A 26,993-nucleotide genomic window follows, 5' to 3' on the forward strand; every position below is an offset into this window, starting at 1 on the left:
TGCCGCACGGGCCAGTTGGGAAATAGGCCTCCATCACACCTCGAAAACGCAGCACTGCCTACTGTCAGATCTGACAGGTGAAGGCGGGTTTATGACGAACGGTACAGAACCAGAGTGTTCGCACAGACGCAAACTATGGCCAGAACACACCCCTCTCTAAAAAGAATTCTCACTCCAGCAGCACAGTTATTTATTGATGTTTCAAGTAACAACCATCCCGACCCGCCCCACAACTACACAATCAGACAGATATATCCAACCACCCCGCCAACCCCGCAAACCAGCGACTTCCTTACGATTGAAAGACAACCCTGAAACAGTTGGTATATCCAACGATCCACCACTTTCTCCACCGCGCTTTACTCTCCAAACTCCAGCCGCCTGACGCCAGACAGCCAACTAACGAATGTTTGTTTTTTATATATCAACGAGCCATCAGAAAATGGATTTTAACTAATGCTATCCAACGACAATAAAGCCGCGTATTCCGCCGACACACTTCAAAAGAAATCCGTTGCTCAAACAATCACCGACTTCATTGCCAATCAATACGCCATCGAAAGTCTCGGCTGGGCATGGAACCAGATTCTTGTTCGCGGTGTAGAGGACAGTGCATTCGATCAGACGCATCGTCTTGGCAAAATCTCGTTGGCGATACTCGTGCGGCGTCCCGAGTTCAAGGCGCTGCGTGAGCGGCGCAACATGCCGCAGAACGCGATTTTTCTGGTAGATGACAATGGCCGTTTGTATTTCTCTTACAGGAATCTGATCTCCAGCAAGGATCATCCGAGCGCGGAATACGTTTCGCCCCGGGACATCACTACCGAAGTCGCCGGGCTGACGGATTTTGCAGAGGAACTCAGGCTGTTGGCCAAAATGGCCAAGCTGAGTGGCGGCTGGGTAACCAGCGGAGACGAGATCATTGTCGCCCAGTGGCTGCGCTTCCAGAAACTGCAAGTACCGGATAATGAGCAAGACACACGCGGCCTGCTTGATCTGCTGAACTTTTCGACATTGCCCGAGCGTCCCAAGTACGCAAACTATTGGGAGTTGCTGGACGCTCCTGACGATTCGGTTTTCCAACTGAATGAACAGCGCCGGGCAATTATCAAGCAGGTGACAAACGATCTCACCGGCGCTGATGCGCGGCTGGTGGAGGTCTTTGGCGCCCATTTGAAACTTGAAAGCGCCTCGGCGGACGGCTTCTCCAACAGCACCGACTATCGCCTGCAACGCTTGATCGAAACCACAGTCTGGGCGTCCGGGCAGGCTCAGGACTACTTGCAGGCATTGGGTTGGTTTACTCAAGAAGGCGCATCAAAGCCGTCACCGGAATTTATCGAGCAACTGATCATTGCGGCGCTTCTACTGGATTTCGATCCAGACTTAGACGCTGCGAATACTCACTTCGCTGGCTTCGATCTGTATTCGCGAGAGTATTTCAAGCGCCATCCATCCCATGTAAAGGCACGACTGGAAAAGCACCTGATCGGTAACCTGGACGTGGACTTTCTGTTCGCCCCGCTGGTGGCGGAAATGGTCCTCGGCGGTATGGCGCCGGAGTATCTGTTTGCCGACTGGCCGGCCAGCCTGCAAATGGGCACGCCGGCGTGGGTGGTGGCCACTCAGGCTGTGCATCTGGTCGAAGCGCTGATTCCTGGCGCCAGCCGCAAGATGACCTATCAACATCTGATGGGCTTCAGCCAATCGGCCAAAGCCATGGCACCGCTTGCCGCATTGCAGGCTGAAGGCGCGGTCGATCCGGTGGTCAGCTGGGCATTGATGAACGGACTGGTCGTGCGCGATGCAGAAGGCAATCTGAGCCCGGAACTGGTCGCACTCGCCACTCGCGAATACGACCATTACATCACCATGATGCTGGAAGCCGCCGAAAGGTTTTCCAGACCGTTGCCAGATCGCAGACAACTCGCACTGCGAGAACTCAAGTTGCAGGAAAAGAACTGCGATCCCGACGAGTTGCTGGTCAAAGTGCGCGGCAGCGGCGGTGGTGCCGGACGCCAGGTTTCGGTGCTCGATCTGTATATGGGCGACGAACTGCACACCAAGGACTGGAACCGCAAAAGAGGCCCGAGTATTTACGAAGCCTTTTCCAATCTGGTGTACCTGACACCAGTTCCCGATCTGTATGAAGAGGCAACCGGTGCGCACTTCGAGGCAATCATCCAGGGCCTGACCAGTAATATCCAGATCGCCATTTCCCAACTTGACCCGGAAGATGCGGCATCGATCGAACTGGGGGCTGTGGGTGTCTACTGCGTACAGAAACTCGACTATCGGCCTCAGAGAGCCACGCAAGGTGGAGGGGTAGCCGGGGGGTTTTGGGCTGCTGGCGAAACGGGCCGTTACGGCGTTGTGATCTGCGTGCAGGATAGTTACGCCATCAAATGTTTTGAGTTGTTTCCACTGCGAATGGAGTGTCGATATAGCTCCAGCCTTGAGGATATTTTCAGCCCGCTCGTGTCCGGGACCTACGTTGACCTCGACACTCGCTTCGTCGAAAAGAAAGAGTTCGAAGGAACAATCCCGCTTGACTTGCAGGCCTACCTGAAAAACGTTGCGCCGAAGAATAATCAGCAATCGCGGGTTCAGGTTCGCAGAATCGCGACACTGCCAGCAGATACCGCAGATGACTACAGTCCGGCACCTTACTTCCGCTCTAAGCGCATAGCAGCGCTGGCCCGGCTTATTGCCGCAGCAAATCCGTACATCAACAAAAAAGAGATCCACCAGTTGGGTCTTCAGCAGACCACTCGGGAAAAGGCGATTGAAAAGACCGAGGCCATCTTCAACGTCATTCTCAACCTGATCATTCCCTTCAAGGGGTGCGTGGAAGGATTGTCTTCAGGTGATCCGAAAAAACACGGCGCCGCCATTTTCGACTGCATTGTCGACGCCGCAGTGCTGGCACTGACGTTTGTGGCCGCACCAGTTGCCATTGCCGCCGCCACCAGCAAAGCCGTGACCGTTGCCAGCAAGCTGCTGTCGGCATCGCGGGTGTTGGCAAGCCTGGCACTGAGCCTGTTTAACCCGTTGTCGGGACTGCCGCAGTTGCTCAAGGGCGGCGGCAAATTGCTCGGGCGTGGCGTGGCCAAGTTGAGCGGGCATACACTTTCCGTCGCGCGTCAGGCACGCCAGCAACTGCGTTTTCTGACCGGTGCCAACAGTTATGACCTGATCAAGGCACTCGAACATACCAGTTCGGCTTCGCAAGTCCGCATGTCGCTGGACACGGTGGCGCATGCGCGTGCACTGCTGAAAAGTGATGCCATCGAAACCGCGCAACAGGTTGTCGCGCGACTGAGTGAAAAGCACTTCACGTTGCCAAAGGGGATTTCAGATACGGAACTGCGCCACCTCGCCAACAACGCCGTTAAAGAAACCGCCTACCAATACAAACAGGCCAACGATCTGGAATCGCTGATCGGTCGCCCGGCGCTGGACGAGTTGACCGACGCGTTCATAAAAGGTCATCCCCTGCAGTTCAACGATGTGCGCAATACCGCGCAGAGTTACGCAGAAACCCTGGCCGACCTCTACGGCCTCGAAGCCAGAAAAGCCCGATACATGACGGACTATCAGCAAGGCGTCCTGAAACAGGATCTGGGCAAAGCGCCTTATAGCGACGTTATGCCGGAGTCTGCTTTCAATCCCTTGGGCTACACCGATCAATCGCAAAGAGCAGCGGCGTGGATGTTGAAAGGCTCGACCTCCGACGGTAATGACTTTGAAAACATCCTCGGGGTTTTGCGCGAGTTCACCAGCAACAACGCGCCTTTGGCCGATCCGACTGTTATCCGGGAGATCCACCGCAGACTGGTACCGGAGGCTGTTGGACGGGTGCGCGATGCGGGTTCCCCAACCAAGTACGGCAGCAGTCCCACCGGTTTCTCCTTGCTGGAACAGCACCTGAAAACGCTCGACGCGAGCCATCCGCACTTTGATAAACACCTGCTCGCGGCCGTGGTCGGTTTTCAGGGATTTGGCGACGGCAATGGACGTACGGCAAGTGCGTTGTATTCGATCATTCAACTGCGGCGGAACGGGTTCAATGCCCTGCCACCCCACGTATTTGCGTCACTCAACGGAATATTCTGATACACCATCGGAAAATGGATTTTTCAATGACTACTTCAACAGATAATCAGGCGTACACGCCCACCGACAAACTTCAGAAACAAAATACAATCACAACAATCAGCAACTTTATCAAAGACACGTTAGTTATCGAACGCCTCGGTTGGAGCTGGAACGAGATCCTTGTCCCGTGCATCGAAGACAGTGCATTTGACCGAATCCATCGCAGTGGCAAAGTTTCTCTGTCCATACTTCTGCGCAGTGACGAGTTTCACTTCGTCCGGGCTCGACGCAAGATTTCGGATGATGCAATTTTCCTGGTGAACGAGCATGGCCGGCTGTTTCACAGCTATCGAAACATGGTTTCCAGCAACGACCGACCCGCTATCGCGTTTGTGTCTCGTCAAGACATCACCGCCGATGTTGCAGGTATGGCGGATTTCGATGACAACCTCCAGCTATTGGCCAAAGTCGCCGCATTAAGTGGCGGCTGGATCATCACGGGCGACGAAATCACTGTCGGCCAATGGCTGTGCTTTCACGGACTGCAAGTCCCGGACAATGAACAAGACACCCGGGGCCTGCTGGACCTGCTGAATTTCTCGACATTGCCTGAGCAACCGAAGTACGCAAACTGCTGGGAAGTGCTGGACGCGCCCGACGATTCGCCGTTCAAACTGGACGACAACGCACGCTCAATCATTCGTGATGTGACCCGTCGCTACACCTGGGAAGACGACATACTGGTGCATATCCATGGCAGCCATTTAATGCTGGCAAGCACTTCGGCAGACGGTATTTCGAACAGCGACGACTTCCGCCTGCAGCGCTTGATCGATGGCGCCGTAATCAACTCTGGACAAGCAAAAGAATACCTCGACGCATTGGGTTGGGTTGCCGGGAAGGCCGAGAAACCAGCGTCTCCCGAATTGGTAGAGCAGCTTTTGATTGCTGTATTGCTGCTCGATCTCGACCCGAACCTGGATGCGGCCAACACCCACTTCGCCGGGTTCGATCTTTATTCGAAAAGCTTCTTCAGACGCCACCCTGACGATGTACGGGCGCAATTGGAAAAACATCTGATCGACAGCCTCGAACTCGACAGTTTGTTCGCGCCGCTGGTGGCACATATGGTCCTCGCCGGCATGGCGCCGGAATACCTGTTTACCGACTGGCCGCAGAGCATGCGAATGGGCACACCCACCTGGGTGGTTGCCACACAGGCCGTGCACCTGGTCGAAGTTCTGGTGCCGGGCGCCAGCCGCAAGATGAATTATCAACATTTGATGGGTTTCACCCAATCCGTAAAAGCCATGGGCTCATTGGCAGCGCTGCATGCCGTCGGGTCCGTAGACCCGGTGGTCACTTGGGCGTGGATGAACGGGTATGTCACCCGCGACGCAGACGGCAGTCTGAGCCCGGATGATGTAATTCGCGCCGCACGCGAATACGAACGCTACATCGACACAATGATTGAAGCTGCCGCCAGGTTTTCTACACCTCTGCCGGATCGTAAACAGCTCGCACTGGATGAACTGAAGTCCGAGGCAGCGGATTGCAATCCGCATGAGCTATTGGTCAAACATCGCGGCACGGGAGGAGGTGCCGGCAGGAAAGTTTCGGTGCTCGACCTTTATATGGGCGATGAACTTCACACAGAGGATTGGGACCGCATCAAAGGCGGCAGTATCTACAAATCTTTTCCAGGCCTGAGCGAACTGTTCCCCGTTGCCGAGTTGTATGCCACGGCCACTGCCAGTCACCTCACTACAATTGTGGGCGGGCTCGCAGGCAACATTCAGATCGCTATTTCACAATTGAACGCAGAAGATGCGGCATTCCTGCAGCACGGCGCGATCGGCGTTTACTGCGTGCAAAATGTCAATGTCAGACGCAGGACAAGCAGCGGTCGAACCGGCATCAATAATCCTGTCTATAGCTTGGGAGAAACAGGTCGTTATGGCGTCATTTTGTGCGCACAGTACGTTGACGGCATCAGGTGCTTCGAGTTGTTTCCACTGCGTATGGAGTGCCGCCGCAACCTGGAACTGGAAGGCTTTTTCAAACAACTGGTGTTCGGCGACTATTTGTATATGAACACTCATTTCGTCGATCAAAAACAGCTTCCGGAAGTCCCGATCGATCTAAAAGCTTACTTGCAAAACGGTGCTCCAGCACCACACTTCAAACGCAGAATTCATGTACGCAAGATCGGGACGTTCGCTGCAATTGCCGCCGAGGCATACGATTCGGCGCCTCTTTTCCGCTCTGCGCGCACGCAAGCGCTGGCCGAGTTGATCTCTCAGAAGAACCCGTACATCACCGAGAGCGAGATTCATCAACTGGGCCTGCAACAGACGGAGCGGGAAAAAGCCATTGAAAAATCCGACGCCATCTTCAATATGATTCTAAACCTGATCATTCCCTTCAAGAGCTGCGTGGAGGGGCTGGCTTCCGGTGACCCGAAAAAACACGGCGGTGCGATTTTTGACTGTATTGTCGACGCAGCCGTGTTGGCGCTGACCTTCGTCGCCGCGCCCGTTGCAATTGCTGCGGCCGCCACCAAAGCAGCAACCATCGCGGGCAAACTCCTTGCGGCGTCACGCATATTGGCGAGCACGGCCATCAGCCTGTTCAACCCGATTTCCGGATTGCCACAACTGCTCAAGGGCGCTGGCAAACTCCTCGGGCGCGGCGCGGTAAAACTGAGCGGACAAGCACTCGAACTTGCCAACCAAGCCAGACAGCAACTGCGTTTTTTGAGCGGCGCCAACGGCTACGACCTGCTCAAAGCGATTGATCACACCGGTTCGGCGGCCCAGGCACGCATGTCGTTGGACACCGTCGCCCACGGGCGGGCGTTGCTGAAAAGCGATGCAATTGAAACCGCCCAACAAATCGTCACGCACTTGAGCGAAAAGAACTTCAAGTTGCCCAAAGGGGTTACCGAAACAGAGTTAGGCCATCTGGCCAATAACGCGGTCAAGGAAACCGCGTATCAATCGAAACAGGCAGGTGAACTGCAATCCTTGATCGGTCGCCAGGCGCTGGAAGAGCTGACGGAGGCGTTCGTAAAAGGCCACCCCGTTCAGCTCAACGATGCACGCAGCACTGCCCAGAGTTACACCGAAACCCTGACGGTGCTGTACGAACTCGAAAGCAAAAAAGCCCGATATATGAAGGGTTATCAGAAGGACGTTCTGAAACTTGATCTGGGCAGGCCGCCCTACAACGACGTGATGCCGGATTCACTCTTCAATCCAATGGGCTACACCGATCACTCCGAGAGAGCAGCCGCGTGGATGCTCAACGGCTCAACGTCCAACGGTAACAACTTCGATAATGTCGTTAACGTTTTACGCGAGTACACGGCCAACAAGGCGTCCTTGACCGATCCAGCGGTTATTCGCGATATCCATCGCCATCTTGTGCCGCAAGCTGTCGGCCGAGTGCGCGATGCGGGTGCGCCGACCAAATATGGCAGCAGCCCCACCGGTTTCGCGCTACTCGAAGAACATTTGCAGGCGTTGAACGCAAGTCATGAGCACTTTGATAAACACGTGCTCGCGGCAGTTGTCGGGTTCCAGGGTTTTGGCGACGGCAATGGCCGAACTGCCAGCGCGCTGTACGCGATCAGTCAATTGCGTCGCGACCAGTTCAAAGCCATGCCACCCCACGTTTTCAGGGAACTCAACGGCATTTTCTGATGTTCGCCACCTGAGTGGATGACAAAGACCCGTACTCCGCTCAGCGGCGTACGGGTCTTCTACGACCAGAACTGCCCTGTGCGATCAAGCCAGACGCGGCACCGTGAAACGAAACTCGCTGCCCTGCCCCGGTTCACTCTCGGCGACGATCCGCCCGCCATGCGCCTCGACGATACCTTGCGTGATGTACAGGCCCAGACCTGTGCCGTTCGGATTGCCTTCCTTCACTGTCCAGTATCGATCGAACACATGCGGCAAGTGATCCTTGGGAATGCCTTCACCGCTGTCGCGCACGGTGAAGACGATCTCGTCGCCGACTGATTTGGCGTGCACGTCGACCGTGCCCAGACGCGGAGTGAATTTGATTGCGTTACCCACCAGATTCGACAGCACCTGAAACAGTCGCTCAGGATCGGCATGAATGCTCAGGTCAGGATCGGCCGCGAACGAGATGCTGATGTCCTTGTCCAGCGCCAACGGTGCGAGCAGCGCCTGCGCCTCTTCGAACATCTGGCTGACATCGAGTTTTTGCGGCGTGATGCTGTAGCGCCCGGCGTCGATTTTCGAGGTGTCGAGCAAGTCCTCGAGCAGCGTGTTCATGCGCCCGGCGGCCTGCTGCATGGTGTCGATCGCCGTGGAGATACGCCGCGAGGTGTGCGGGCCATCCGAGCTGAAGGCCTTCTGCATCATGCCGCAGAGCATGGAAATCACGGTCATCGGATTGCGCAAATCGTGGGACACCACGGCGACCAGCTCATCACGCGCGCGCACCGCTGCCTGTTCGCGACGCACCTGGCGCGCCAGATCATTTTCCAGTGCCGAGCGGCGCAGGTCGTTGGCGGCGAACAGATCACCGTGGCTCCATTTGGTGGAAATCCCGGCCATTTCGACCTTCCAGATTTCGAACGAAGTGCGCGGGCGCAAGCGCAGGCCGGCTTCGGAGTTTTCCAGGTCCAGCGGCTTTTCCGGGTTGCCGCTCCAGTTGATGTTCTCTTTGACTTCCGGACGAAACCACAGCACGCCGTTGTCCACCGGTTTGGGCAGGCTCAGCGCGAGCACGCCGCTGGCCACCTGCTGAAACTGCGCGGCCGGCGGGTAAACGCTGGACAGGTGGTGACTGGCGAAAACCGGCTCGCCGCTGTCTTGCAGCCATTTGTGCAGGGCGCGGATTTCTTCCGGTTCCGGGCAGTTGCCGTAGCGATGCAACTGTTTGTCTTCGATGATCGCGATACCGCCGGCATTCGCCAGCGCCATGAGGATTTGCGGATGCTGCGCCAGACCGTCGAAGACATTCGACGGCGAGTCGATCATTGCCTGATTGAGCAGCGCCAGGCTCTCGACTTTCTCATCGCGCTGACGGCTGACTTCCAGCGCTTCCATCGCGCTGATCTGCAGCGACAACACCTGGCCAATGGTCTGGCAGGCAGTGCGCAATTCATGCGGAACGTGCAGCGGCTCGCGGTTGCCGCAGCTGATCAGCCCCCACAACCGATCACCCTTGAGCAGCGAAATACTCATCGACGACAGCACGCCCATGTTTTTCATGTACTGGCAGTGGATCGGCGACACGCTGCGCAGGGTGGCGAAGCTCAAGTCGAGCGGGGTCTGGTTGTCCGGGCGCAATTTGGGCAGCAACGGCACCGGTTGATACGCCGCATCCGGAATGATCCGCAGCCAATTGGTGCGGTACAGCTCACGCGCCTGCGCGGGGATGTCGGACGCCGGAAAAAACAGACCGTTGAAAACTTCCATCGATGGGTCGGACGCTTCGGCGATGACCTGACCGTGGCCCTCCTCCTCAAAACGATAGATCAGCACCCGGTCGTAACCGGTCATCGCCTGAATTTCCTTGACGCTGATGTCGTACAGCGCCTGCAGGCTCTTGGCCCCTTGCAGGCGTTGCAACATCCGGCCGAGGTGGGTGTGCTTACCGGCGACGTTGCGCGGCTGGAAGTTCTCGACGTGGATTTCCAGCTCCAGAATCAGCACGCCCTGATGACGGTGCAGCAGTGCGTCGAACGCCGTGCCGTTGAGGCGCAACAGCAGCGGCGACGGGTCGGACAGGCTCGGCTGCTGCAAAGCTTCGCGCACTTGGCCGGCGTAGGCCTCGCCGATCAGGCTGTCCAGCAGTTGACCGATCACCTCTTGCGGCGCTCGCCCGAGCAGGGTTTCAACGTTGGCGCTGACCTGAACCACATTCAGCGCAGGTTCGCTCAGGGTCAGCAGCAGGCCGTGCGGCTGGATCGCACCGGGAAAACGGATCGGCTCGTCGGCGCAGTTGGCCAGCAACTCTTCAAAGGCTTGTTGGTCTTGCGGGGTCATACCAGAACCTCCTGGCTTTCGAGCCAGTGTTCGAAACAGCTGAATGTGGATTGCGCAGCGGCGACAACACATTTGCGCTCGTCGGCGTCCAGCGGGCGCGTGCCCAGATACTCGATGAATTCGCGCCAGCGGCGGCCGGTGGCAGCACCATAGATGTCGAGGAACGCCGCGCCGTTGTCGGCTTCGAGACTCAGCTTTGCGGCGATCTCGCGGCGCAGGATCTGTCCGCCGAGCGTCGCGCCTTCCAGTACGTACAACACGCCGAGGCATGCAGCGCTGGAATCAATAACGGGCAAGTTGCGGCAGATCGGCAAGTCTTGCAACGCTTGAGTCTGCATGCCCAGGGCTTGCAGGTCTTTGAGCAGCGTCAAAGCTTTCAAGCGCGGCGCCAGATCAAAATCAGCAGGAATCGACTGACTGTCCTGCAAGGCACTTTCCAGCGGTCGATAGAAACCGTAATAGGCCTGCATCAGCCGCATAAAAGCGTTCAAATCGAGGGCATCGGAGAAGAAAGGAAGGCGTTTTTCCAGTGCGATGTGCAGTTCGGCAGTGCCGGCGCGCAAATCTTGCAACACCGGGGGCACATAAACCTCACGGGCCTTTGCTTGCATGTATATCGCTCGTAAAGGGCCGCCTGGGGCCATGAAGGTATGTAAAAGCGTGGCGCGGATCTTACACGGCCGAGCGCTCTTTCTGACCGGGCGGACGGTTTTTTCTGACCAATTACCGCCCTCCGTGATGGCTCAGAGTTAGCAAAGTGCCATAAAGTTCGATCGACCTGTACCGCGACACTTCACCATGGCTGTACGGGTCAGGCTCGCATCTGCCCGTGATAAAAATAGCGCTCAGCCAATGGAGCGCGCGTCATGGATCTCGCCACCCTCGCCATTTTTCTCCCGGCCTGCTTCGCACTGAATATGGCCCCCGGCCCGAACAACCTGCTGTCGGTAAGCAACGCCACCCGCTATGGCTACCGTCGCGCTTGCGTGGCGGGAATCGGGCGGTTGTTCGCGTTTGCCGGAATGATTGCGCTCGCCGCCGCCGGTTTGTCTGTGGTGCTGCAAACGTCGGAATGGCTGTTCTCGGCGATCAAGATCATTGGCGCAGGGTATTTGCTGTATCTGGCGTGGCAGCTATGGCGCGCCGATCCGCATGCGCAGGACATCGTGACCGGCGCCACGGCTGGAATGGTCGCGCTGGCCCGGCAGGAGTTTTTTGTAGCGGCCGGCAATCCGAAAGCGATTCTGCTTTTCACCGCGTTTCTACCGCAGTTCGTTGACCCGACTCGACCGATTGCCGGGCAATTCGCGGTGCTCGGGACGTTGTTTCTGTTGCTGGAATGGATCGCCATCAGCGCCTACGCCTACATGGGCCTGCACATGCGCCGCTGGTTCGCCGAACCGCGCGGCAAGCGGATCTTCAACCGCTGCTGCGCAGGGCTGCTGTCAGCGGCGGCTTCCGTACTGCTGCTGGCCAAGCGTGCCTAGGTTTCGGACGGGCCTTTGAGTTCGACTTGATTACCGTCCGGGTCGAAGCAATACAGCGACAAGCCGCTGCCTTCAGCGCCGAAACGCAGTGCGGCTTTCTCGACTGTCAGGCCGAACGACTCTAGATGAGCGATCAGCGCCTCCTCATTGAATGGCTCGATGCGCAGGCAGAAGTGATCGACATTACGCCGCTCGCTACCGGCAGCGGCACCGCCCTTGCGGCCGATTTCGCCTGCGATGTCGACCAGGTCGATCATCGAAGTGCCTGCGCGCAAATGCACCAGGCCGAGCTTTTCCTGACGCTTGACCACTTCAGCCCCGAATACCTGTTGGTAGAACTCGATGCTGCGTTGCATGTTTTCGACACGCAGAACGATGTGATCGATGTGTTGGATGATGAATGGATGCATGACGTGATTCCATGGATGCACAGGCTTTGACTGTAGAACAAGGCCATCAAAATTCATTGTCGATTTTTCGGTGGAGCTATCGAAAACCTGGATTTATGCTCAGCCCATGAACATACAAACCGCCACGCTGCCATCCCACGCCGAAATGGTTCGCGCCATGCTCGAACGCGACACTGCCTACGAAGGCGTGTTCTTCACGGCGGTGAAAACCACCGGGATTTTTTGTCGCCCAAGCTGCACCGCGCGCAAGCCGAAACCGGAGAATGTCGAGTTCTTTGCGCATGCCGACGAATGCATGTCTGCCGGTTATCGCGCTTGCCTGCGCTGCAAACCGCTGGACGCTGCGGCTATTGCGCCGGATTGGGTGCAGGGTTTGTTGAAAGCCGTGGATGCTGATCCGGAGGTGCGCTGGAGCGATGCGCAATTGCTCGCCGAGGGCATCGAACCGCTGAAGCTGCGGCGCTGGTTCAAACAGCATTTCGGCATGACCTTTCACGCCTGGCTGCGCACACGGCGTCTGGGCATGGCGCTGGGCGGGATTCGCCAAGGCACCTCGATTGATCACGCCGCGTTCGAGTCCGGGTATGAATCACTGAGCGGTTTTCGCGATGCGTTTCAAAAGTCTTTTCACATTACGCCGGGGCGCGTCGGTTCGAGTGAACCGCTGCTGTTCACGCGCCTGACCACGCCACTGGGGCCGATGATCGCCATGGCCGAGCGCCGGGGACTGGTGCTGCTGGAGTTTCTCGACCGCCCGGCGCTGACTCGCGAAGTCGAAGAACTGCAGAGCCGGCATGGCTATGTGGTCGCTCCGGGGCACAACGCGCATTTGCAGCAGATCGAATCGGAACTGGCGCAGTATTTCACCGGCAAGCTCGACCAATTCAGCACACCGCTGCACATGCCGGGTAGCGAGTTCGCCCGGCAGGTCTGGGCGGAACTGCTGCAAATTCCCTACGGCCACACCAGCACCTATGGCGCCATCGCTGCGCGTCTGGGAAAACCTGGCGCGAGCCGTGCGGTAGGGCTTGCGAATGGGCACAATCGGCTGTCGATTGTGGTGCCGTGTCATCGGGTGATCGGCGCGGACGGCTCGCTGACCGGCTATGGTGGTGGGCAACCGCGTAAGGCGTTTCTGCTCAGGCTCGAGAATGCAGCGGTGCAGCTCAGGCAACCATTGGCTTTCTGATGACCGATACATATCAAACGGCAAGTACATTTCTCGCAGGGCTGGATGCCGACTGGCAGCGGCATATCGCGGCCATCGGCCCGTGTATGCATCAGCCGCATCCGGCGCGGGATCCTTATGAATCGCTGGTGCGCGCGATTGCCTACCAGCAACTGCATGCCAAGGCGGGCGATGCGATTGTCGGACGGCTGGTGGGATTGTTTCCTGATCAGACGTTTCCGCGTCCGGAGCAGATTCTGGCAACAGATTTCGCCAGCCTGCGCGGCTGCGGGTTTTCGGCCGGCAAGATTGCGACGATTCAGGGGATTGCTCAGGCGACGCTGGATGGCGTGGTGCCGGATTACGCTACCGCGCTGGCGATGGAGGATGAGGCGTTGATTGAACGTTTGGTCAGCCTGCGCGGGGTTGGGCGCTGGACGGTGGAGATGTTGTTGATCTACAGCCTGGAGCGGATGGATGTGTTACCGGCGGATGATTTTGGCGTGCGCGAGGGGTATCGGCGATTGAAGGGGTTGCAGGTGCAGCCTGCGCGCAAGCAGATGATTGAGATCGGGTTGGGCTGGAGTCCGTTTCGGACCGTAGCGGCCTGGTATTTGTGGCGGGTGGCCAAACCGTAGGCCGCGTTATCGTTCATCGCTGGCAGGCCAGCTCCCACAGGGTTTTAAGCGAACACGAGCGTTGAGTTCGAGCAAGTAAACGTGTGGGAGCTGGGCTGCCAGCGATGGCGTCAGCACAATCAATACTTCCATTCAGCCGAAAATCATCTTCATCTCTTTATCCGAATAATTGTAATTCCAGCGTAACTCCGTCCCCGCCGGAATATCTTGCGTGGCAAACAGCGCATTCAACATGTATGGCCGGTTGACTAGCCGATCGCCAATCAACATGTCCGCTTCGACTTTGAATCCGACGGTCTGCACGTTATAGCCGTCCGGCGATTGCCGAATCGGCTTGCCGCTGGCGTCATACTCAAAGTTCGAGTTAAGCCGGGAAATGATGTTATCGCCGATGATAACCACCGGTTCTTCAATCAAGTTTCCCGGCCCGTAATGTACGTAAGACCCGGCCAGCATGGTGAAGGTCTGTTCCTGACGCCTGACCAGCCGCAACGGGCTGAGCATTCCGCCATACAGGCCCAAGGCTTCACCTTTATTGATTCGCCTGTTGGCCACCACCATCGATTGCCCGATAAGGCCGCGTTCACCCGGCACTTTCACGTCGGCCTCGGTGAACGTGCGCAGCTCGAGCTTCTCTTCGTAGAGCCTGGCGACGTCTTCGAAGCCTTCAAATTTGATGTAAGGCTTGATCGGCCCGGAGGTGTATTTCTCTCCCGTGGTCAGCGTGACTATGGTTTCAAGCTTGCGAATCCGCACCGGCCTGCCGAACGTATCGCGCAGCGGATATTTGCCGTTGTTGGCACGGTTATATGAGCCCAGTTGATTGTCGCGGAAGGTGTAGCGGGTCTCCTCGCGCATGAAGGCGAGTTCCTGCTCGGTGTAGGGCTTGATCGGCATCGATTCCGACGCCAGCTCGAATGGGTCGTCAGAGGAATCGCGCTGGTTGCCGTCCTCGGCCTCCCTCGGATGCGCCAGGGCCTCCAGCGTCGACCCGCCTTCGTTGCGCGGATCGGGCGTACGCGAGGCGTCTGTGGCGAACTCTTCCAGCGGATGCCAGACAGTGCCATCACTGTCGCGCTCCAGAGCCGGGCCGGACGGGTTGAGTTCGCTGGCCAGTTTGGCTCGGTACAAGCCGGTCTGTTGATCAGTTCCGACCTGAACAACGCCCTGCCCCGGCACTTCAGCGAACTGACGTCCCTTGAAGGATCTGAGCCCCTCGGCGTCGACTTCCGTAAGCCGGGCTGCGGCGTTGACGCGGTAATCCTCCAGCGGTCGTTGCCCGGCATTCGGCGAAACTTCTGGCACGCCCGCAACATCGCGAACAGTCAGCGTTGACACGGAAGCAACGATATCTCCAGCGCTGGCCTGCGGTGTCTTCAGCGCACCGGGAAGGTGCTGAGATGGCGTCGGAGTGAGATTGACACTCGGCCGAATCACCGGCCCCAGTGTCGGGCCGTCGGTGGAAGGTCTGATATGAACATCGACCGGGCTTGTGCCCTTGATCGGCGGTTTCAGTGGCATGTTGTTTCATCCTTGAATGGTTGCTGCATCAGCGCTCGGCGTCATTGCCGGTGCAAAATCATGGCCGAAACCTACCAGACCCTGCCCCGCCATTCCCACTGCCAAAGCACTTCAAGATGATTCACCCGGCGCCCACCGGGACTGAGCTGAAACCGGCTTCACAGTCTTTGACAGTTTCCCGACAAAGCTGCCAAAGATTGCCCGCCGTCACCCGCCTAGCATGGGCGCATCCACATTCCCCACAGGTGCCCCATGCAAGTTTCGTTTCGCACATTCTCGTTGTCCCTGACATCCATTTGCCTGCTGCTGCCGGCCGATTCCCTGCGCGCCGAAGACTGGCAGGCCAGACTCAGTGCCGGAGCCATCAGTGCGCCGCGTTACAGCGGCAGTGCCGAACGGATTGTGGCGCCTGTGGCGGCTGTGGAAATCAGCAGCCCGTACGGGATTTTCTTCGACACTTCACGCGGTCTCGGCTGGGGGTTTGACGAAGACGATTTCGGCTTGAGCGTGTACGTCGGCGCGAGTGATGTGCGCAAGGATCGCAAGACCGGGTTCAAGGGCTCGGATGAGCTCAACGGCATTGGGTCGATCAAGTCGCGCCCGGTGCTGGGGGTGGACGGCAGCTATCACATGGGGCCGATCATTCTCGGCGCGAGTTTCGAGCATGCGCTGGAAAAGGATAAGGATGATCACGACACCGGCTCGGGCTGGAATCGCCTGAAGCTGAGCATCAGTGCGCCGCTGTATGACGGGCCGCTGGGCACGTTGACGGGCAGTTTGAACAGCCAGTTCGGTGACAGCGATTACCTGCGCACCTGGTACGGCGTCAGCGCCGCTCAGGCCTCGCGCAGTCAGTTCAAAGCGTACAAGGCGCGTGGCGGTTTGATCAGTCGTGGCGCGGATCTTACGTGGTCGTTGCCGCTGGATGAACAATGGAGCCTGTCGGCAGTACTGGCGGCGCAGTATCTGAGCAACGATGCGGCGGACAGCCCGATAGTCGAGCGCCGGTTGCAGACTTCATTGGCCGGCCAGGTGGTCTACAACTTCTGATCGCGGCGCCAATCGGTCGTTTACTTGTCCGCGACTTTGCCCTTACTATCCAGCCACACCGGCACGGCGGGACACTCCCGCCGCCGACGTTTTCCGCCAACGGAAACACGCGTCATGAGCACGTCCCTACAACAATTAGAATCGTTGAACGTGTCTACGCTGCGCGCCCTCTCCCACAGGGGCGGCGTATGAACCGTATCGTCAATCTCCCCATGGCTTTGCTGCGCTCCAAACTCCGTCACTCCGCACGCCCGCCGGATATCCGCTAGTCCCCCTCTTTTTTTGATATCCAAGCCAGACTGCCCGAGCTTTTGCCCGTTGCTGCGTCTGGCCCGAATCTGCGCGCCTGTGCGGCGCTCGCGTGAGTGACATCCATGAAATTTGCAGCCCTTGAAGACGCCCGTACCTTCCTCGATCAGAACCCCGATATCGACATGATCGAGCTGTTCATTCTCGACGCCAACGGCGTGCCGCGCGGCAAGCTGTTGCACCGCGAAGAACTCCTCGCCGTGTATGAAAGCGGCCGGCCGTTGCCGAGCACTATTCTCGGTCTGACCGTACAGGGTGACGATGTAGAAAACTCCGGTTTAGTGTGGGACGTCGGCGATATCGACTGCCGCGCCTATCCGCTCGAAGGCAGTCTGGTGCGCCTGCCGTGGCGGCAGATTCCGACCGCTGCGGTGCAGGTCAGCATGCACCCGGAGCAAGGCATGCCGGCGAGCATTGCCGACCCACGTCATCTGTTGATCCGAGTGATTGATCGCATGAAAGCCGAGGGTTTTCACCCGGTAATGGCCTGTGAGCTGGAGTTCTATCTGCTCGACGCCAAGCGCGATCACCACGGTCGTCCGCAACCGGCGCTGGATGTCGACGGTGGGCGGCCGCGACACACGCAAGTCTACGGTTTACGTGAACTGGAACAGATCGAGCCGTTCCTCGCCGACCTGTATAGCGCCTGCAAACTGCACGGTATTCCGGCTCGCACCGCGATTTCCGAATACGCGCCGGGCCAGGTCGAAATCACCCTCGAACACGGCGATGCACTGGAAGCGATGGATCAGGCGGTGCGCTACAAACGCCTGGTCAAGGCCATCGCGCACAAGCACGGCATGCAAGCGACGTTCATGGCCAAGCCGTTCGATCACCTGGCCGGCACCGGCATGCACATGCATGTCAGCCTGGCCGATGGCGCGGGACATAATCTGTTCGCCTCCGAGGATCCGGCCGGCACGCCGCTGCTGCGCACCGCGATTGGCGGCATGCTCACATCCTTGCTCGATTCGCTGCTGCTGTTCTGCCCGAACGCCAATTCGTACCGACGGTTTCAGGCCAACAGCTACGCACCATTGGCGCCGACCTGGGGCATCGACAACCGCACCGTGAGCCTGCGGGTGCCGGGCGGGCCGGCCAATACTCGGCATATCGAACACCGCATCTGCGGCGCCGATGCAAACCCGTATCTGGCGGCTGCAGCGATCCTTGCCGGCATTCATCGTGGCATTACGGAAAACCTCGATCCGGGCGAACCGGTGCAGGGCAACGGCTACGCGCAGGCCAAGGAATTGCTGCCGACCGACTGGCTGACCTCGCTGACGGCGCTGGAAAACTCAGTGTGGGCGCGCGATGCCTTGGGGCAGGAATTTCTCGGGGTGTATCTGGCCGTCAAACGTGCGGAGTATCGCCAGTTCATGGCCGAAGTGGGTGAGCAGGATTGGCGCTGGTATCTGACTGAAGCCTGATTCCCTCCTCACCTTTTTGACTGGATGCTGACATGACCGAACGCACGAATTCCTACTACACCGCCACCCTCAACCGCGACACCGATTACCCGACCCTGCAAGGCCGGCACAAGGTCGACGTGGTGATCATCGGGGGCGGTTTCACTGGCGTGGCCACCGCCGTCGAACTCGCCGAAAAAGGCCTGAAAGTCGCCATCGTCGAAAGCCACAAGATCGGCTGGGGTGCCACCGGGCGTAATGGCGGGCAAGTCACCGGCAGCCTGTCCGGCGACGGCGCGATGCGCAAACAGATGCGCCGCAAGCTCGGCGACGAGGTCGACGATTTCATCTGGCACCTGCGCTGGCGTGGGCATGAAATCATCAAAAACCGGGTTGCGAAATACGCTATCGAATGCGACCTTAAACACGGCCATTTGCATGCTGCGTACAAACCGAGTCACATGCCCGATTTGCTTAAAGACTACGAAGAAGCCGTACGCCGTGGCATGGCCGACGAAGTCAGCCTGCTTGATCGCAGCCAAGTGCGTGACTTGCTGCAAAGCGAGCTGTACCACGGCGCGATCAAGAACACCCGCAACATGCATTTGCACCCGCTCAACCTGTGTATCGGTGAGGCACGCGCAGCGGAGAGTCTTGGTGCGCTGATTTTCGAGAACAGTGAAGTGCTGGAGATCATTCACGGTGAGACGCCGGGAGTGCGAACCGCACACGGCCAGATCGACGCCAATCAGGTGCTGCTGGCCGGCGACGTCTATCACAAACTCGAACCGGGCCAGCTCAAGGGCAAGATTTTCCCGGCCATGGGCGGCATCGTTACCACCGAACCGCTGGGCGATCTGGCGAAACAGATCAACCCTGAAGACCTGGCCGTCTACGACTGCCGCTTCGTCCTCGACTACTATCGCCTCACCGCCGACGGTCGCCTGCTGTTCGGCGGCGGCGCCAACTACAGCGGCAAGGACTCGCGCGACATCGCTGGCGAACTACGCCCGTGCATCGAGCAGACCTTCCCGGCGCTCAAAGGCGTGAAAATCGATTTCCAGTGGAGCTGCGCGATGGGCATCGTGATCAACCGCATCCCGCAACTGGGCAAACTGTCGGACAACGTCTGGTATTGCCAGGGCTACTCCGGGCACGGCATCGCCACCACGCACATCATGGGCGAAATCATGGGCCGGGCAATCACCGGGCAGATGCAGCAGTTCGATACGTTTGCGCAGTGCCAGCACATTCGCGTGCCCATGGGCGATTTGCTCGGCAATCCAATGCTGGCGGCGGGCATGTGGTACTACCAGATGCTGGAAAAACTGCGCTGATTCAACACCATCCCCCTGTAGGAGCTGCCGCAGGCTCGGGCCGCGTTCGGACGATCTTTTGATCTTGTTTTTAAAGGCAAGATCAAAAGATCGCAGCCTGCGGCAGCTCCTACAGGGTTTTATGTCCATCAATGGCTTCGATCATTGGAATCAACACGCCGAATTTTTCATCGCGCCCCTGTCTGTTCAGAATGGCCCCCATTCCAAACGACAAGGACCGCCCGCCATGAACCTCAATTTCGCCTTCGCCTGCATGATCGTCGTGTCGTTTGCCGTGGCACTCGGCCACGCCTGATTCATTCGCTTACCACCCGCGCCTTGCGTACGAACAAGGCGTGGGCTTTTTCCCAGAAATTGCCGCCGAGCACGAAGAAGCTGCCGATGAACATCAGGTCACCGAGCAATTGCAGCTGCCACAGATTGGGCCGCAACCCTGGCCAGAAGTTGTCGAAATAGGGTTCGAGAAACGAGCACAGCAGCGGCAGGCAGAACATCACCACGCCGATGCGGTGACGGATCGGCCCGACTTCGGCGACCGGCGTCGGGATCATCCCGGAAACGTATTTGCCGATCTTGCGTTTGAGTTCGGCAAACCCGGCCTTGCCCATCACGGCGATCACCAACAGCAGCAGGACTTTATTGCTGATGAACAGCACGCCAGTCAGCGCCGCGACTTTCGAACCGGGTACATCCAGGGCGGCGGCAATCGGCACCATCGCCCACGAACCAAGCATCAGGCAGATGATCGCCACACCGACCTTGAAACGCCAGGTCGCATTGGTCGGTGCAATCGGGTCTTGAGCAGTATCCATGGGGGTTCCCACCTTTTCGTCAGGGGCGCAGATCATCGAACCTTGCCCGCCAAAGCGTAGCAGTTGATTCGACCGCGCAAGGCGCAAACTGACGTCTATGCTCCAGTGACATTCCCGTTTGCGGACACCTGCATGCCTCCAACCACAGCCCTGCCGACGTGGCCCGGCCACCTGCTGTTGCTCGGTGTCCTCGGACTTGGCGGCTGCATGCGTCTGGGGCCGGATTTCCAGGCGCCGGCCGAGGTCTGGAGCAAGCAGTGGAACAGCCCGGCGCTGGAACAGGCCAGTGAGCGCGGGGCGCATCCGGATTTGCGCCAATGGTGGCAAGTTTTTGCTGATCCGATCCTCGATCAAATGATCAGCGCAGCCGAAGCCCAAAACAGCAGCCTGAAAATCGCCGGCCTGCGCGTGCTTGAGGCCCGCGCGCAATTGGGCATTGCCGAAAGTGGCCGCTATCCGCAACTGCAACAGGCCAGCGCCGACAGCCTGTACATCGACCGCCGCCAGTCCGGCGGCACTAACCCGCAGAATCTGCATTTCTGGCAACACAGCGCCGCATTCGATGTTGGCTGGGAACTGGATTTCTGGGGCCGTTTCAGTCGCGCCATCGAGTCTGCCGACGCGGGATACTTTGCCGCCCAGGCCAACTACGAAGATGCGCTCGTATTACTGCGCGCCCAAGTGGCCGACACTTACTTTTCCTTGCGCACCACCGAAGCACGCCTGCGCGTTGCGCGAGAAAACGCCACGCAGCAGAAGCGCAATTTCGAGATCACTGAAAAGCTTTTCACCAGCGGACAAAGCGCTGAACTTGATCTGCAACAGGCGAAAACCCAATACCTTGGCACCTTGAGCACGATTCCGGCGTTTGAAGACCAATTGCTGCGCACCCGCAATGCGCTGGCGGTGTTGGTCGGCCAACCGCCCGGCGGCGCGGCGCTGATTGCTGAAACTTCTGGGCTGATTCCGCTGATCGATCGCGCGGTGTTGCAAGACGTACCGGCCAATCTGCTGCTGCGCCGTCCCGATGTACGCGCGGCTGAACTGAATGTCGCCGCGCAATCGGCGCTGATCGGTGTCGCTGAAACCGATCTGTATCCGTCGCTCACATTGCTTGGCAGCATCGTCTGGTCCAGCGATTCCCTAAGCGCAACGCCACGCAGTCTCGACCTGATCGGCGGCCCGAGCCTGCGCTGGAACCTGTTCGATTACGGGCGCATCCGCAACAACATCCGCGTGCAAGATGCGCGCTTGCAGCAGTTGATCCAAGCCTATCGAGACAAGGTTCGCCAAGCCGCGCGCGAGGCGGATGATGCCGCCAGCGGCCTGACCAAAGCGCTGGAGGTCGAGCGCATTCTTGGCGAGGCCGAAGGCGCCGCGCGGCGTTCACTGGTGCTGGCCAACGCGCAATACCGTGAAGGCTATTCGGACTTTCAGCGCGTGCTCGATGCGCAGCGCGCGCTGCTGGAGTTGCAGGACAACTATCTGGTCAGCCGCAGCAACGCCGTGAGCAATCTGATTGCCTTGTACAAAGCCGTCGGCGGCGGTTGGCAAAGCAGCGCGCCGCAGATCGACGCGCCGACCCGCCAGCAAATGCAGCAACGCACTGACTGGGGCGGATTGCTGACCGAACCGCCCGCGCAACCCGCGTATCCCCTTCCCCCTGCAGGTAAATCGCAATGAGTGAAACAGCGCCTGCTGCACCCGATCCGGCAAAAAAAGGCATTCGCTGGGTATTGCTGCTGATTCTGCTGAGTCTGGTCTGGTACCTGCTGGCCGACCGCATGACGCCCTACACCCAGCAAGCGCGAGTCGGCGCGTTTGTGATCCCGGTGGCGGCGGAAGTCGCAGGCCGAGTGATCCGCGTCAACGTGCGCAACAATCAGGATGTGCAGGCTGGCGACATCCTGTTCGAACTTGATCCGCAGCCGCTGCAAATAGCCGTCGACCGAGCGAAAGCCGATCTCGAATCGACCCGCCGTCAGGTCGGCGCGAGCACCGCTGGCATCGCCTCGGCGCAGGCTTCGTTGCGCGCCGCTCAGGCCAACGAACTCAAGGCACGCCAGGACAATCAACGTCTTGAAGGTTTGTACAAACAGGATCCCGGCACGATCTCCGTCCGACTGCTGGAAGTGTCGCGGGCCAATCGCGAGCAAGCGATCAGCCAGGTCGCGGCCGCACGTGCCGAGGTGCAACGGGCGCAGGAACAGGAAGGCGGCAGCGCTGAAACCAACGCCCAATTGCGCAGTGCCGCGACCACGCTGGCCAAAGCCGAACTGGACCTGGCCAACACCCGGATCGGCGCGCGGTCGGCCGGACTGATCACCGACCTGCGCACCGAAGTCGGCCAATTCGCCGCCGCCGGCAGCCCGGTGATGACGTTGATCACCATCCAGGATTTGTGGATCAGCGCTGACTTGACCGAGAACAACCTTGGCCGAATCAGACCCGGAACACCGGTGTCGATCATTCTCGACGCACTGCCCGGCGAAGTGCTCGATGGCCGGGTGCGCAGCGTCGGCTATGGCGTCAGCGTCGGCCAGACACCCGCGCCGGGCACCCTGCCGACGATCCAGAACAGCCGCGATTGGCTGCGCCCGGCCCAGCGCTTTCCGGTGATCATCGAGTTCAGCGAGGAGGCGAAAAAGCGCCTGTTCGAGAGCCGCGCGATCCGTGCCGGTGGCCAAGCGGAAGTCATGGCATTCCCCAGCGAAGGCAATCTGCTCAATCCGCTCGGGCGAGTGTTTTTCAGTCTGATGAGCTGGCTGTCGTATGCCTACTGAACGCAGCGCACCGGCACAGCGAGCCTTGCGTCTGGCGTTTGGCACCGCGCTGTGCACTGCCGCCAGTTATGCGCTTGGTTTGCCGTTGGCATTTATTTCGCCAGTGTTGGCGGTGTTGCTGCTGGCCAGCCTGCCTCGACCATTGCCGCTGAGAGGCGCGCTGGTATTGGGTTTGGTCGCAGCGCTCACCACGAGCATCGGCCTGTTGCTGGTGCCGTTGCTGCGCTATTACCCGGTGTGTGGCGTGCTGTTGATCGGCGTCGGTTTGTTTCTGGTGTTTCGCTTTGGCTTGCGCGGCGGCAACAATCTGATCGTGATCTTTCTGGTGATCGGCATGACCATGATCTCTGCCGCCGGGTTCGCCGAGTTCGATCTGGCGATGGCGGTGATCGGCGCTCTGGTCAAAGGGCTGTTACTGGCGGTCGCGGTGGTTGGAATCAGCCACGCGTTATTCCCGGAGCCGGCCAACAGTCCCGCACCACCGAGTGCGCCCGCCCTCCCCGCCGAAGATGTACCGCGTGTGGCGCTAAGGGCGACGTTGATCGTCCTGCCGACCTTTTTACTCGCCCTGATCGACCCGGCCAGCTACCTGCCGATCATCCTCAAAGCCGTCAGCCTCGGTCAGCAAAGCTCCACCACTCGCGCCCAGCATGCCGGGCGTGAATTGCTCGGTTCGACCCTGCTCGGCGGGCTGCTGGCGGTGTTGTTCTGGTGCGCGCTGAGCCTGTTCGTGCATCTGTGGATGTTCTTTTTGTGGATGCTGCTGTTCGGCCTGTTCATGGCGCGCAAACTCTACGGCCTGAGCCGCTCACGCTTCGGTGCGAGCTTCTGGCTCAACACCCTGGTGACGATGATCATTCTGCTCGGACAATCGGTGCAGGACAGCATCGCCGGCAAAGACGTGTACACCGCGTTCGCCGTGCGCATGAGTCTGTTCATTCTGGTGACGCTCTACAGCGGCGCGATGGTGCACTTGCTCGAAGCGCACCGGGAACGTCGTCAAGGCGTGACCTGATAACCGCGGCCCTGCAAACACCCGGCGTAGGCGCTGGAACTGGCCGCCGCATCAGTCTTGCCCTGCGCCCGCCGCTCCTGGCGCTGGCGTGAACCACCGACCACCGCACCGGCCGCAGCCGTCTCTCTGGCGCGATTTTGTCGGTAATCCTGTTTTCGATCATCGTCGACCGCGTCGTAGAACTCATCGTGCTGCCGCCCGCGTATCTGCGCGCCAGCAGCACCGGCCGCGGCACCGACTGCCGCGCCCTTGAGACGGCCGCCGCTTTGCGTGGTGGATGTCGTTGAGGTCGAGGCGATGGAATGACAGTCGTTGATGTCGATCTGGGTCTGTTGGGAGGTCTGGCCTTTGAGCGGCACCACGGATTGGGCCGTGGCTTGTGTGGCGCAAAGCGTTGCAACGAAAAACAGGGAAATGGACGATAAACGAAGCATGATTACCTCCGGCGCGGCGTGGGGTTGCCTGTGATGGCGGGGTAATCAGAGAGTGTAGTTGATGGTTTCCAATCAAAAGCCCCTCACCCTAACCCTCTCCCGGGGGAGAGGGAACTGACCGCGCTGTACTCTCGAGTTACATCGACCTGAAATACCGAGTCGAACTCAGGACTTGAAAAACTTGAAAATCGGCTCCCTTTACCCCTCACCCCCTTCGGGGAGAGGGCTGGGGTGAGGGGGGAAAGATCTACCTGACCCACCGCAAACCGTTACGACCGCAACCGCCCAATCGCCCGCCGGTACTTCTCGACCCGCTCCAGATCTTCCCAGCTCGGCGAAGCGATCCGCGACAGATCGCTGTTCTCCTCCAGATCCGCCAGTTTCACCACCCGTCCAATCGGGTTCTGTGCCGCGCGCTCGACGAAGTCCTCGTAGGACTCACCCGGCACTTTGGTCACCGAAGCAATGGCCTCAAGCACCTCCTCGCTGAAGCCTTCCTTGCGCAAATCATCCAGGCTGATACCGCAATCCTCGACCACATCGTGCAGCACCGCGACGATGCGTTCTTCCAGGCTGCTCATGCGCAACATGACCTTCAGCGGATGCAAAATATACGGCGCCCCGCCCATGTCCACTTGACCAGCGTGGGCGGTAGCGGCGATGGCTATTGCGCGTTCGAGTGTTTGAGTCATGGGGTTTCCTCGGGTTAGACGCCGTATCGGCCGCCGACGTAAAAATTGCGCTTGAACCATCGGCCTATTTTCTGCAAACGGCTTGCTGGTTTTGCTGGCCCGGCATGTCGCTGGAGGATCAACGAAACCACCGTGGCCTGATCCGCCCCCGGATGCGTATCCATCAACTCGGCAACCCAGGCGCAGTCGGCCTTGCGCAAATGCTCGCGCCACTCACCCGGCCACGCATCCAGCTCATCCAGCGCCAACCACCGCGCACCACCCTGCTCGGCATGCCCGCCGCCAATCGATTGCTCGAAGCAGAACGGCGTGGCCGGTCGGGACAGATCGATGTTGAAGATGTAGACGTCGTGGATCTGGTGTTGCGGCGTGGGGGCGTTGTTGCGGCTGCCGATTTCGATCATGCGCGGGTTCCGTCCTTGGGTGAGGCGTTACGACTTGTCTCGCAGTCTACGACGTGGTGCCGATGGGGGGAACCTTGGCGATGAGCCGGGTTGTGACATGTGAAAAATTTGACTGGGCAATCTGGGAACTCCGTTTCAGTCGCCCACAAAAAAGGGACACCGGTGGGTGTCCCTTTTTGCGTTTGGGGGTAAGCCGATCAATCAACGCTTCGTGGCTTCGCACCGCGTGCGCAAATCATGGTTGTCGATATTCCCGCAACTGCTGCCGCCCGTCGTGGCATTGCAGTAGGCACGCTGATCGTGGTCAGCGATGTTGCCGCAGGAACCGCCACCCTGCTCCGCGTTGCACCGCGCACGCAGGTCATGATCATCGATGTTGCCGCAACTCGTCCCGCTCTGCTTGGCATTGCAATAGGCGCGCTGGTCGTGATTATCGATATTGCCGCAAGAAGTGCCGCCCTGCTCCGCATTGCACGCTGCGCGTAAGTCGTGGTTTTCAATGTTGCCGCAACTGGTACCGCTCTCCCGCGCATTGCAATAGGCGCGCTGATCATGGTCATCAATATTGCCGCAACTGGCAAACGCGTAACCGCTGAACATCAACAACATCGCAAGAATCAGTTTCATCTCACACTTCCATGGGCTTGCCGGGAAACAGCCTGGCACTGGTTGATCCTGTTTGAATGAGCGTCGCGACACGCCATCAAATTGACATCGTTTTTTAGGAAAGTTCCGAACTGAGTCCAATCGGCAAATCAGTAACCTGATGGAACCTCCCGCCAGCGTGCTACCTCGAAACCAGTAAGCGCCTAATCAACGATCACACCCGGCGCCATTGCGGAGGAAATCCCGATGAACATGCGCTGTCTGCTCCTGATCGCCAGCTTCAGCCTCACCCCAACCCTCGTCATGGCCCAAGGCTGCGACGTCGAAACCCGCTCCCAAAGCGCCGCCGTCCCCGCCGTCGAAACCCACAGCTGCTACGAGTACGAAGGCGTGCCCGTAGATGCCATCGACTGGTCGTGCAGCAACGAAAGCAAGGAGATGCTCAGCAGCACCAAGAAAAAAGTCGAACACTGCGACGACCACTACCAGGCCACGTGTAAAGCCACCCTCACTCAGGAGTCCTTGGCCAATCCGCACTCCACCAGCAAAGACAAAAACGCCAAGGCGTTAAACATCCCGGATGGTGCACAGGTGACTACGTACTACTACGACGTGGAGCATTTGGGGCAGGCGAAGATTGATTGTGAGAGCGGTGGTGGGCATTGGAAGGGGAAGTAGCGGTTTTGCGCTATGAATCTCGAGATCTCAAAATCTCGTAGGAAAACACGACCCGTGGCGAGGGAGCTTGCTCCCGCTGGACTGCGAAGCAGTCCCCAACTCGGCAATCCCTTTCG

Annotated in this window: 22 protein-coding genes; 12 read left to right on the top strand and 10 right to left on the bottom strand. The window is 58.9% G+C overall.

Annotation, left to right across the window (positions count from 1 at the left end):
* Positions 1-456 precede the first annotated feature (456 nt).
* Together ACOI8A_RS02395 and ACOI8A_RS02400 are read left to right on the top strand one after the other, a co-directional pair.
* On the top strand, positions 457-4,116 hold the full coding sequence (locus ACOI8A_RS02395) for a hypothetical protein (protein ID WP_420649424.1): 3,660 nt from the start codon (positions 457-459) through the stop codon (positions 4,114-4,116).
* 26 nt (positions 4,117-4,142) lie between these two features.
* Positions 4,143-7,802 (top strand): hypothetical protein, encoded by a 3,660-nt coding sequence (locus tag ACOI8A_RS02400; protein WP_420651262.1) that lies wholly within the window; start codon positions 4,143-4,145, stop codon positions 7,800-7,802.
* An 84-nt stretch (positions 7,803-7,886) separates the two neighbouring features.
* Here ACOI8A_RS02400 and ACOI8A_RS02405 read toward each other — a convergent pair whose 3' ends face one another.
* On the bottom strand, positions 7,887-10,124 hold the full coding sequence (locus ACOI8A_RS02405) for an ATP-binding protein (protein ID WP_420649426.1): 2,238 nt from the start codon (positions 10,122-10,124) through the stop codon (positions 7,887-7,889).
* On the bottom strand, positions 10,121-10,735 hold the full coding sequence (locus ACOI8A_RS02410; RefSeq protein WP_420649427.1) for a biliverdin-producing heme oxygenase: 615 nt from the start codon (positions 10,733-10,735) through the stop codon (positions 10,121-10,123). The genes ACOI8A_RS02405 and ACOI8A_RS02410 overlap by 4 nt, the downstream gene beginning before the upstream one ends.
* 255 nt (positions 10,736-10,990) lie before the next feature.
* On the opposite strand from ACOI8A_RS02410, the gene ACOI8A_RS02415 reads away from it, so the two are divergent.
* Entirely contained in the window at positions 10,991-11,611 is a 621-nt protein-coding gene (locus tag ACOI8A_RS02415; RefSeq protein WP_420649428.1) for a LysE family translocator, read from the top strand.
* Here the strand turns inward: ACOI8A_RS02415 and ACOI8A_RS02420 are convergent.
* A complete protein-coding gene (locus ACOI8A_RS02420; protein WP_420649429.1) occupies positions 11,608-12,021 on the bottom strand; it encodes a VOC family protein in 414 nt (137 codons plus the stop codon). The two genes, ACOI8A_RS02415 and ACOI8A_RS02420, sit on opposite strands and share 4 nt — an antisense overlap.
* Positions 12,022-12,127: 106 nt before the next feature.
* Between ACOI8A_RS02420 and ACOI8A_RS02425 the strand changes: the two genes are divergently transcribed.
* Both ACOI8A_RS02425 and ACOI8A_RS02430 read left to right on the top strand, forming a co-directional pair.
* Positions 12,128-13,210, top strand: a complete 1,083-nt coding sequence (locus tag ACOI8A_RS02425) for a bifunctional transcriptional activator/DNA repair enzyme AdaA (RefSeq protein WP_420649430.1) — start codon at positions 12,128-12,130, stop codon at positions 13,208-13,210.
* Positions 13,210-13,827, top strand: coding sequence for a DNA-3-methyladenine glycosylase family protein (locus ACOI8A_RS02430; RefSeq protein ID WP_420649431.1), 618 nt, complete (start codon positions 13,210-13,212; stop codon positions 13,825-13,827). The genes ACOI8A_RS02425 and ACOI8A_RS02430 overlap by 1 nt, the downstream gene beginning before the upstream one ends.
* 132 nt (positions 13,828-13,959) lie before the next feature.
* Here the strand turns inward: ACOI8A_RS02430 and ACOI8A_RS02435 are convergent, their stop codons facing one another.
* Positions 13,960-15,348: a hypothetical protein gene (locus ACOI8A_RS02435; protein ID WP_420649432.1), complete on the bottom strand. Its 1,389-nt coding sequence runs from the start codon at positions 15,346-15,348 to the stop codon at positions 13,960-13,962.
* Between the two features lie 252 nt (positions 15,349-15,600).
* Here ACOI8A_RS02435 and ACOI8A_RS02440 point away from each other — a divergent pair, with 252 nt between their 5' ends.
* From ACOI8A_RS02440 to ACOI8A_RS02450, 3 genes are all read left to right on the top strand, one after another.
* Positions 15,601-16,398: a MipA/OmpV family protein gene (locus tag ACOI8A_RS02440; RefSeq protein WP_420649433.1), complete on the top strand. Its 798-nt coding sequence runs from the start codon at positions 15,601-15,603 to the stop codon at positions 16,396-16,398.
* Positions 16,399-16,772: 374 nt separating this feature from the next.
* Positions 16,773-18,137, top strand: coding sequence for a glutamine synthetase family protein (locus ACOI8A_RS02445; RefSeq protein ID WP_420649434.1), 1,365 nt, complete (start codon positions 16,773-16,775; stop codon positions 18,135-18,137).
* Between the two features lie 32 nt (positions 18,138-18,169).
* Entirely contained in the window at positions 18,170-19,453 is a 1,284-nt protein-coding gene (locus tag ACOI8A_RS02450) for an NAD(P)/FAD-dependent oxidoreductase (RefSeq protein ID WP_420649435.1), read from the top strand.
* A 109-nt stretch (positions 19,454-19,562) separates the two neighbouring features.
* On the opposite strand, the gene ACOI8A_RS02455 is transcribed toward ACOI8A_RS02450, so the two are convergent.
* On the bottom strand, positions 19,563-19,742 hold the full coding sequence (locus ACOI8A_RS02455) for a hypothetical protein (RefSeq protein WP_420649436.1): 180 nt from the start codon (positions 19,740-19,742) through the stop codon (positions 19,563-19,565).
* 7 nt (positions 19,743-19,749) lie between these two features.
* Positions 19,750-20,265, bottom strand: a complete 516-nt coding sequence (locus ACOI8A_RS02460) for a transporter suffix domain-containing protein (RefSeq protein ID WP_420649437.1) — start codon at positions 20,263-20,265, stop codon at positions 19,750-19,752.
* 132 nt (positions 20,266-20,397) lie between these two features.
* Between ACOI8A_RS02460 and ACOI8A_RS02465 the strand changes: the two genes are divergently transcribed.
* The 3 genes from ACOI8A_RS02465 to ACOI8A_RS02475 are packed head-to-tail and all read left to right on the top strand — an operon-like array spanning position 20,398 to position 24,063.
* Entirely contained in the window at positions 20,398-21,948 is a 1,551-nt protein-coding gene (locus ACOI8A_RS02465; protein ID WP_420649438.1) for a TolC family protein, read from the top strand.
* On the top strand, positions 21,945-23,048 hold the full coding sequence (locus ACOI8A_RS02470; RefSeq protein WP_420649439.1) for an HlyD family secretion protein: 1,104 nt from the start codon (positions 21,945-21,947) through the stop codon (positions 23,046-23,048). The genes ACOI8A_RS02465 and ACOI8A_RS02470 overlap by 4 nt, the downstream gene beginning before the upstream one ends.
* On the top strand, positions 23,038-24,063 hold the full coding sequence (locus ACOI8A_RS02475; protein WP_420649440.1) for a DUF2955 domain-containing protein: 1,026 nt from the start codon (positions 23,038-23,040) through the stop codon (positions 24,061-24,063). Before ACOI8A_RS02470 ends, ACOI8A_RS02475 begins: the two co-directional genes overlap by 11 nt.
* On the opposite strand, the gene ACOI8A_RS02480 is transcribed toward ACOI8A_RS02475, so the two are convergent.
* The 4 genes from ACOI8A_RS02480 to ACOI8A_RS02495 all read right to left on the bottom strand — a co-directional run bounded on the left by ACOI8A_RS02480 (position 24,048) and on the right by ACOI8A_RS02495 (position 26,220).
* The gene (locus tag ACOI8A_RS02480) at positions 24,048-24,497 is read right to left on the bottom strand and encodes a hypothetical protein (protein WP_420649441.1); all 450 of its coding nucleotides are present in this window, start codon (positions 24,495-24,497) and stop codon (positions 24,048-24,050) included. The two genes, ACOI8A_RS02475 and ACOI8A_RS02480, sit on opposite strands and share 16 nt — an antisense overlap.
* A 269-nt stretch (positions 24,498-24,766) precedes the next feature.
* The gene (locus ACOI8A_RS02485) at positions 24,767-25,189 is read right to left on the bottom strand and encodes an HD domain-containing protein (protein WP_420649442.1); all 423 of its coding nucleotides are present in this window, start codon (positions 25,187-25,189) and stop codon (positions 24,767-24,769) included.
* Between the two features lie 14 nt (positions 25,190-25,203).
* Positions 25,204-25,593, bottom strand: coding sequence for a hypothetical protein (locus ACOI8A_RS02490; RefSeq protein WP_420649443.1), 390 nt, complete (start codon positions 25,591-25,593; stop codon positions 25,204-25,206).
* A gap of 201 nt (positions 25,594-25,794) precedes the next feature.
* Positions 25,795-26,220 carry a hypothetical protein gene (locus ACOI8A_RS02495; RefSeq protein ID WP_420649444.1) on the bottom strand — a complete coding sequence of 142 codons (426 nt, stop codon included), beginning with the start codon at positions 26,218-26,220 and terminating at the stop codon, positions 25,795-25,797.
* Positions 26,221-26,445: 225 nt separating this feature from the next.
* On the opposite strand from ACOI8A_RS02495, the gene ACOI8A_RS02500 reads away from it, so the two are divergent.
* Positions 26,446-26,877, top strand: coding sequence for a hypothetical protein (locus ACOI8A_RS02500; protein ID WP_420649445.1), 432 nt, complete (start codon positions 26,446-26,448; stop codon positions 26,875-26,877).
* Positions 26,878-26,993 lie beyond the last annotated feature (116 nt).

The sequence above is a fragment of the Pseudomonas sp. P4795 genome (assembly GCF_048822895.1).
GTDB lineage: Bacteria > Pseudomonadota > Gammaproteobacteria > Pseudomonadales > Pseudomonadaceae > Aquipseudomonas.

Excerpts from the sequence above, each read along its gene's own strand:
- ACOI8A_RS02495 (WP_420649444.1), bottom strand. The coding sequence starts at position 26,220 with ATGAAACTGATTCTTGCGATGTTGTTGATGTTCAGCGGTTACGCGTTT.
- ACOI8A_RS02400 (WP_420651262.1), top strand. The coding sequence starts at position 4,143 with ATGACTACTTCAACAGATAATCAGGCGTACACGCCCACCGACAAACTT.
- ACOI8A_RS02435 (WP_420649432.1), bottom strand. The coding sequence starts at position 15,348 with ATGCCACTGAAACCGCCGATCAAGGGCACAAGCCCGGTCGATGTTCAT.
- ACOI8A_RS02475 (WP_420649440.1), top strand. The coding sequence starts at position 23,038 with ATGCCTACTGAACGCAGCGCACCGGCACAGCGAGCCTTGCGTCTGGCG.
- ACOI8A_RS02415 (WP_420649428.1), top strand. The coding sequence starts at position 10,991 with ATGGATCTCGCCACCCTCGCCATTTTTCTCCCGGCCTGCTTCGCACTG.
- ACOI8A_RS02460 (WP_420649437.1), bottom strand. The coding sequence starts at position 20,265 with ATGGATACTGCTCAAGACCCGATTGCACCGACCAATGCGACCTGGCGT.
- ACOI8A_RS02445 (WP_420649434.1), top strand. The coding sequence starts at position 16,773 with ATGAAATTTGCAGCCCTTGAAGACGCCCGTACCTTCCTCGATCAGAAC.
- ACOI8A_RS02405 (WP_420649426.1), bottom strand. The coding sequence starts at position 10,124 with ATGACCCCGCAAGACCAACAAGCCTTTGAAGAGTTGCTGGCCAACTGC.
- ACOI8A_RS02450 (WP_420649435.1), top strand. The coding sequence starts at position 18,170 with ATGACCGAACGCACGAATTCCTACTACACCGCCACCCTCAACCGCGAC.
- ACOI8A_RS02485 (WP_420649442.1), bottom strand. The coding sequence starts at position 25,189 with ATGACTCAAACACTCGAACGCGCAATAGCCATCGCCGCTACCGCCCAC.
- ACOI8A_RS02430 (WP_420649431.1), top strand. The coding sequence starts at position 13,210 with ATGACCGATACATATCAAACGGCAAGTACATTTCTCGCAGGGCTGGAT.
- ACOI8A_RS02440 (WP_420649433.1), top strand. The coding sequence starts at position 15,601 with ATGCAAGTTTCGTTTCGCACATTCTCGTTGTCCCTGACATCCATTTGC.
- ACOI8A_RS02465 (WP_420649438.1), top strand. The coding sequence starts at position 20,398 with ATGCCTCCAACCACAGCCCTGCCGACGTGGCCCGGCCACCTGCTGTTG.
- ACOI8A_RS02395 (WP_420649424.1), top strand. The coding sequence starts at position 457 with ATGCTATCCAACGACAATAAAGCCGCGTATTCCGCCGACACACTTCAA.
- ACOI8A_RS02420 (WP_420649429.1), bottom strand. The coding sequence starts at position 12,021 with ATGCATCCATTCATCATCCAACACATCGATCACATCGTTCTGCGTGTC.
- ACOI8A_RS02500 (WP_420649445.1), top strand. The coding sequence starts at position 26,446 with ATGAACATGCGCTGTCTGCTCCTGATCGCCAGCTTCAGCCTCACCCCA.
- ACOI8A_RS02410 (WP_420649427.1), bottom strand. The coding sequence starts at position 10,735 with ATGCAAGCAAAGGCCCGTGAGGTTTATGTGCCCCCGGTGTTGCAAGAT.
- ACOI8A_RS02470 (WP_420649439.1), top strand. The coding sequence starts at position 21,945 with ATGAGTGAAACAGCGCCTGCTGCACCCGATCCGGCAAAAAAAGGCATT.
- ACOI8A_RS02425 (WP_420649430.1), top strand. The coding sequence starts at position 12,128 with ATGAACATACAAACCGCCACGCTGCCATCCCACGCCGAAATGGTTCGC.
- ACOI8A_RS02490 (WP_420649443.1), bottom strand. The coding sequence starts at position 25,593 with ATGATCGAAATCGGCAGCCGCAACAACGCCCCCACGCCGCAACACCAG.
- ACOI8A_RS02480 (WP_420649441.1), bottom strand. The coding sequence starts at position 24,497 with ATGCTTCGTTTATCGTCCATTTCCCTGTTTTTCGTTGCAACGCTTTGC.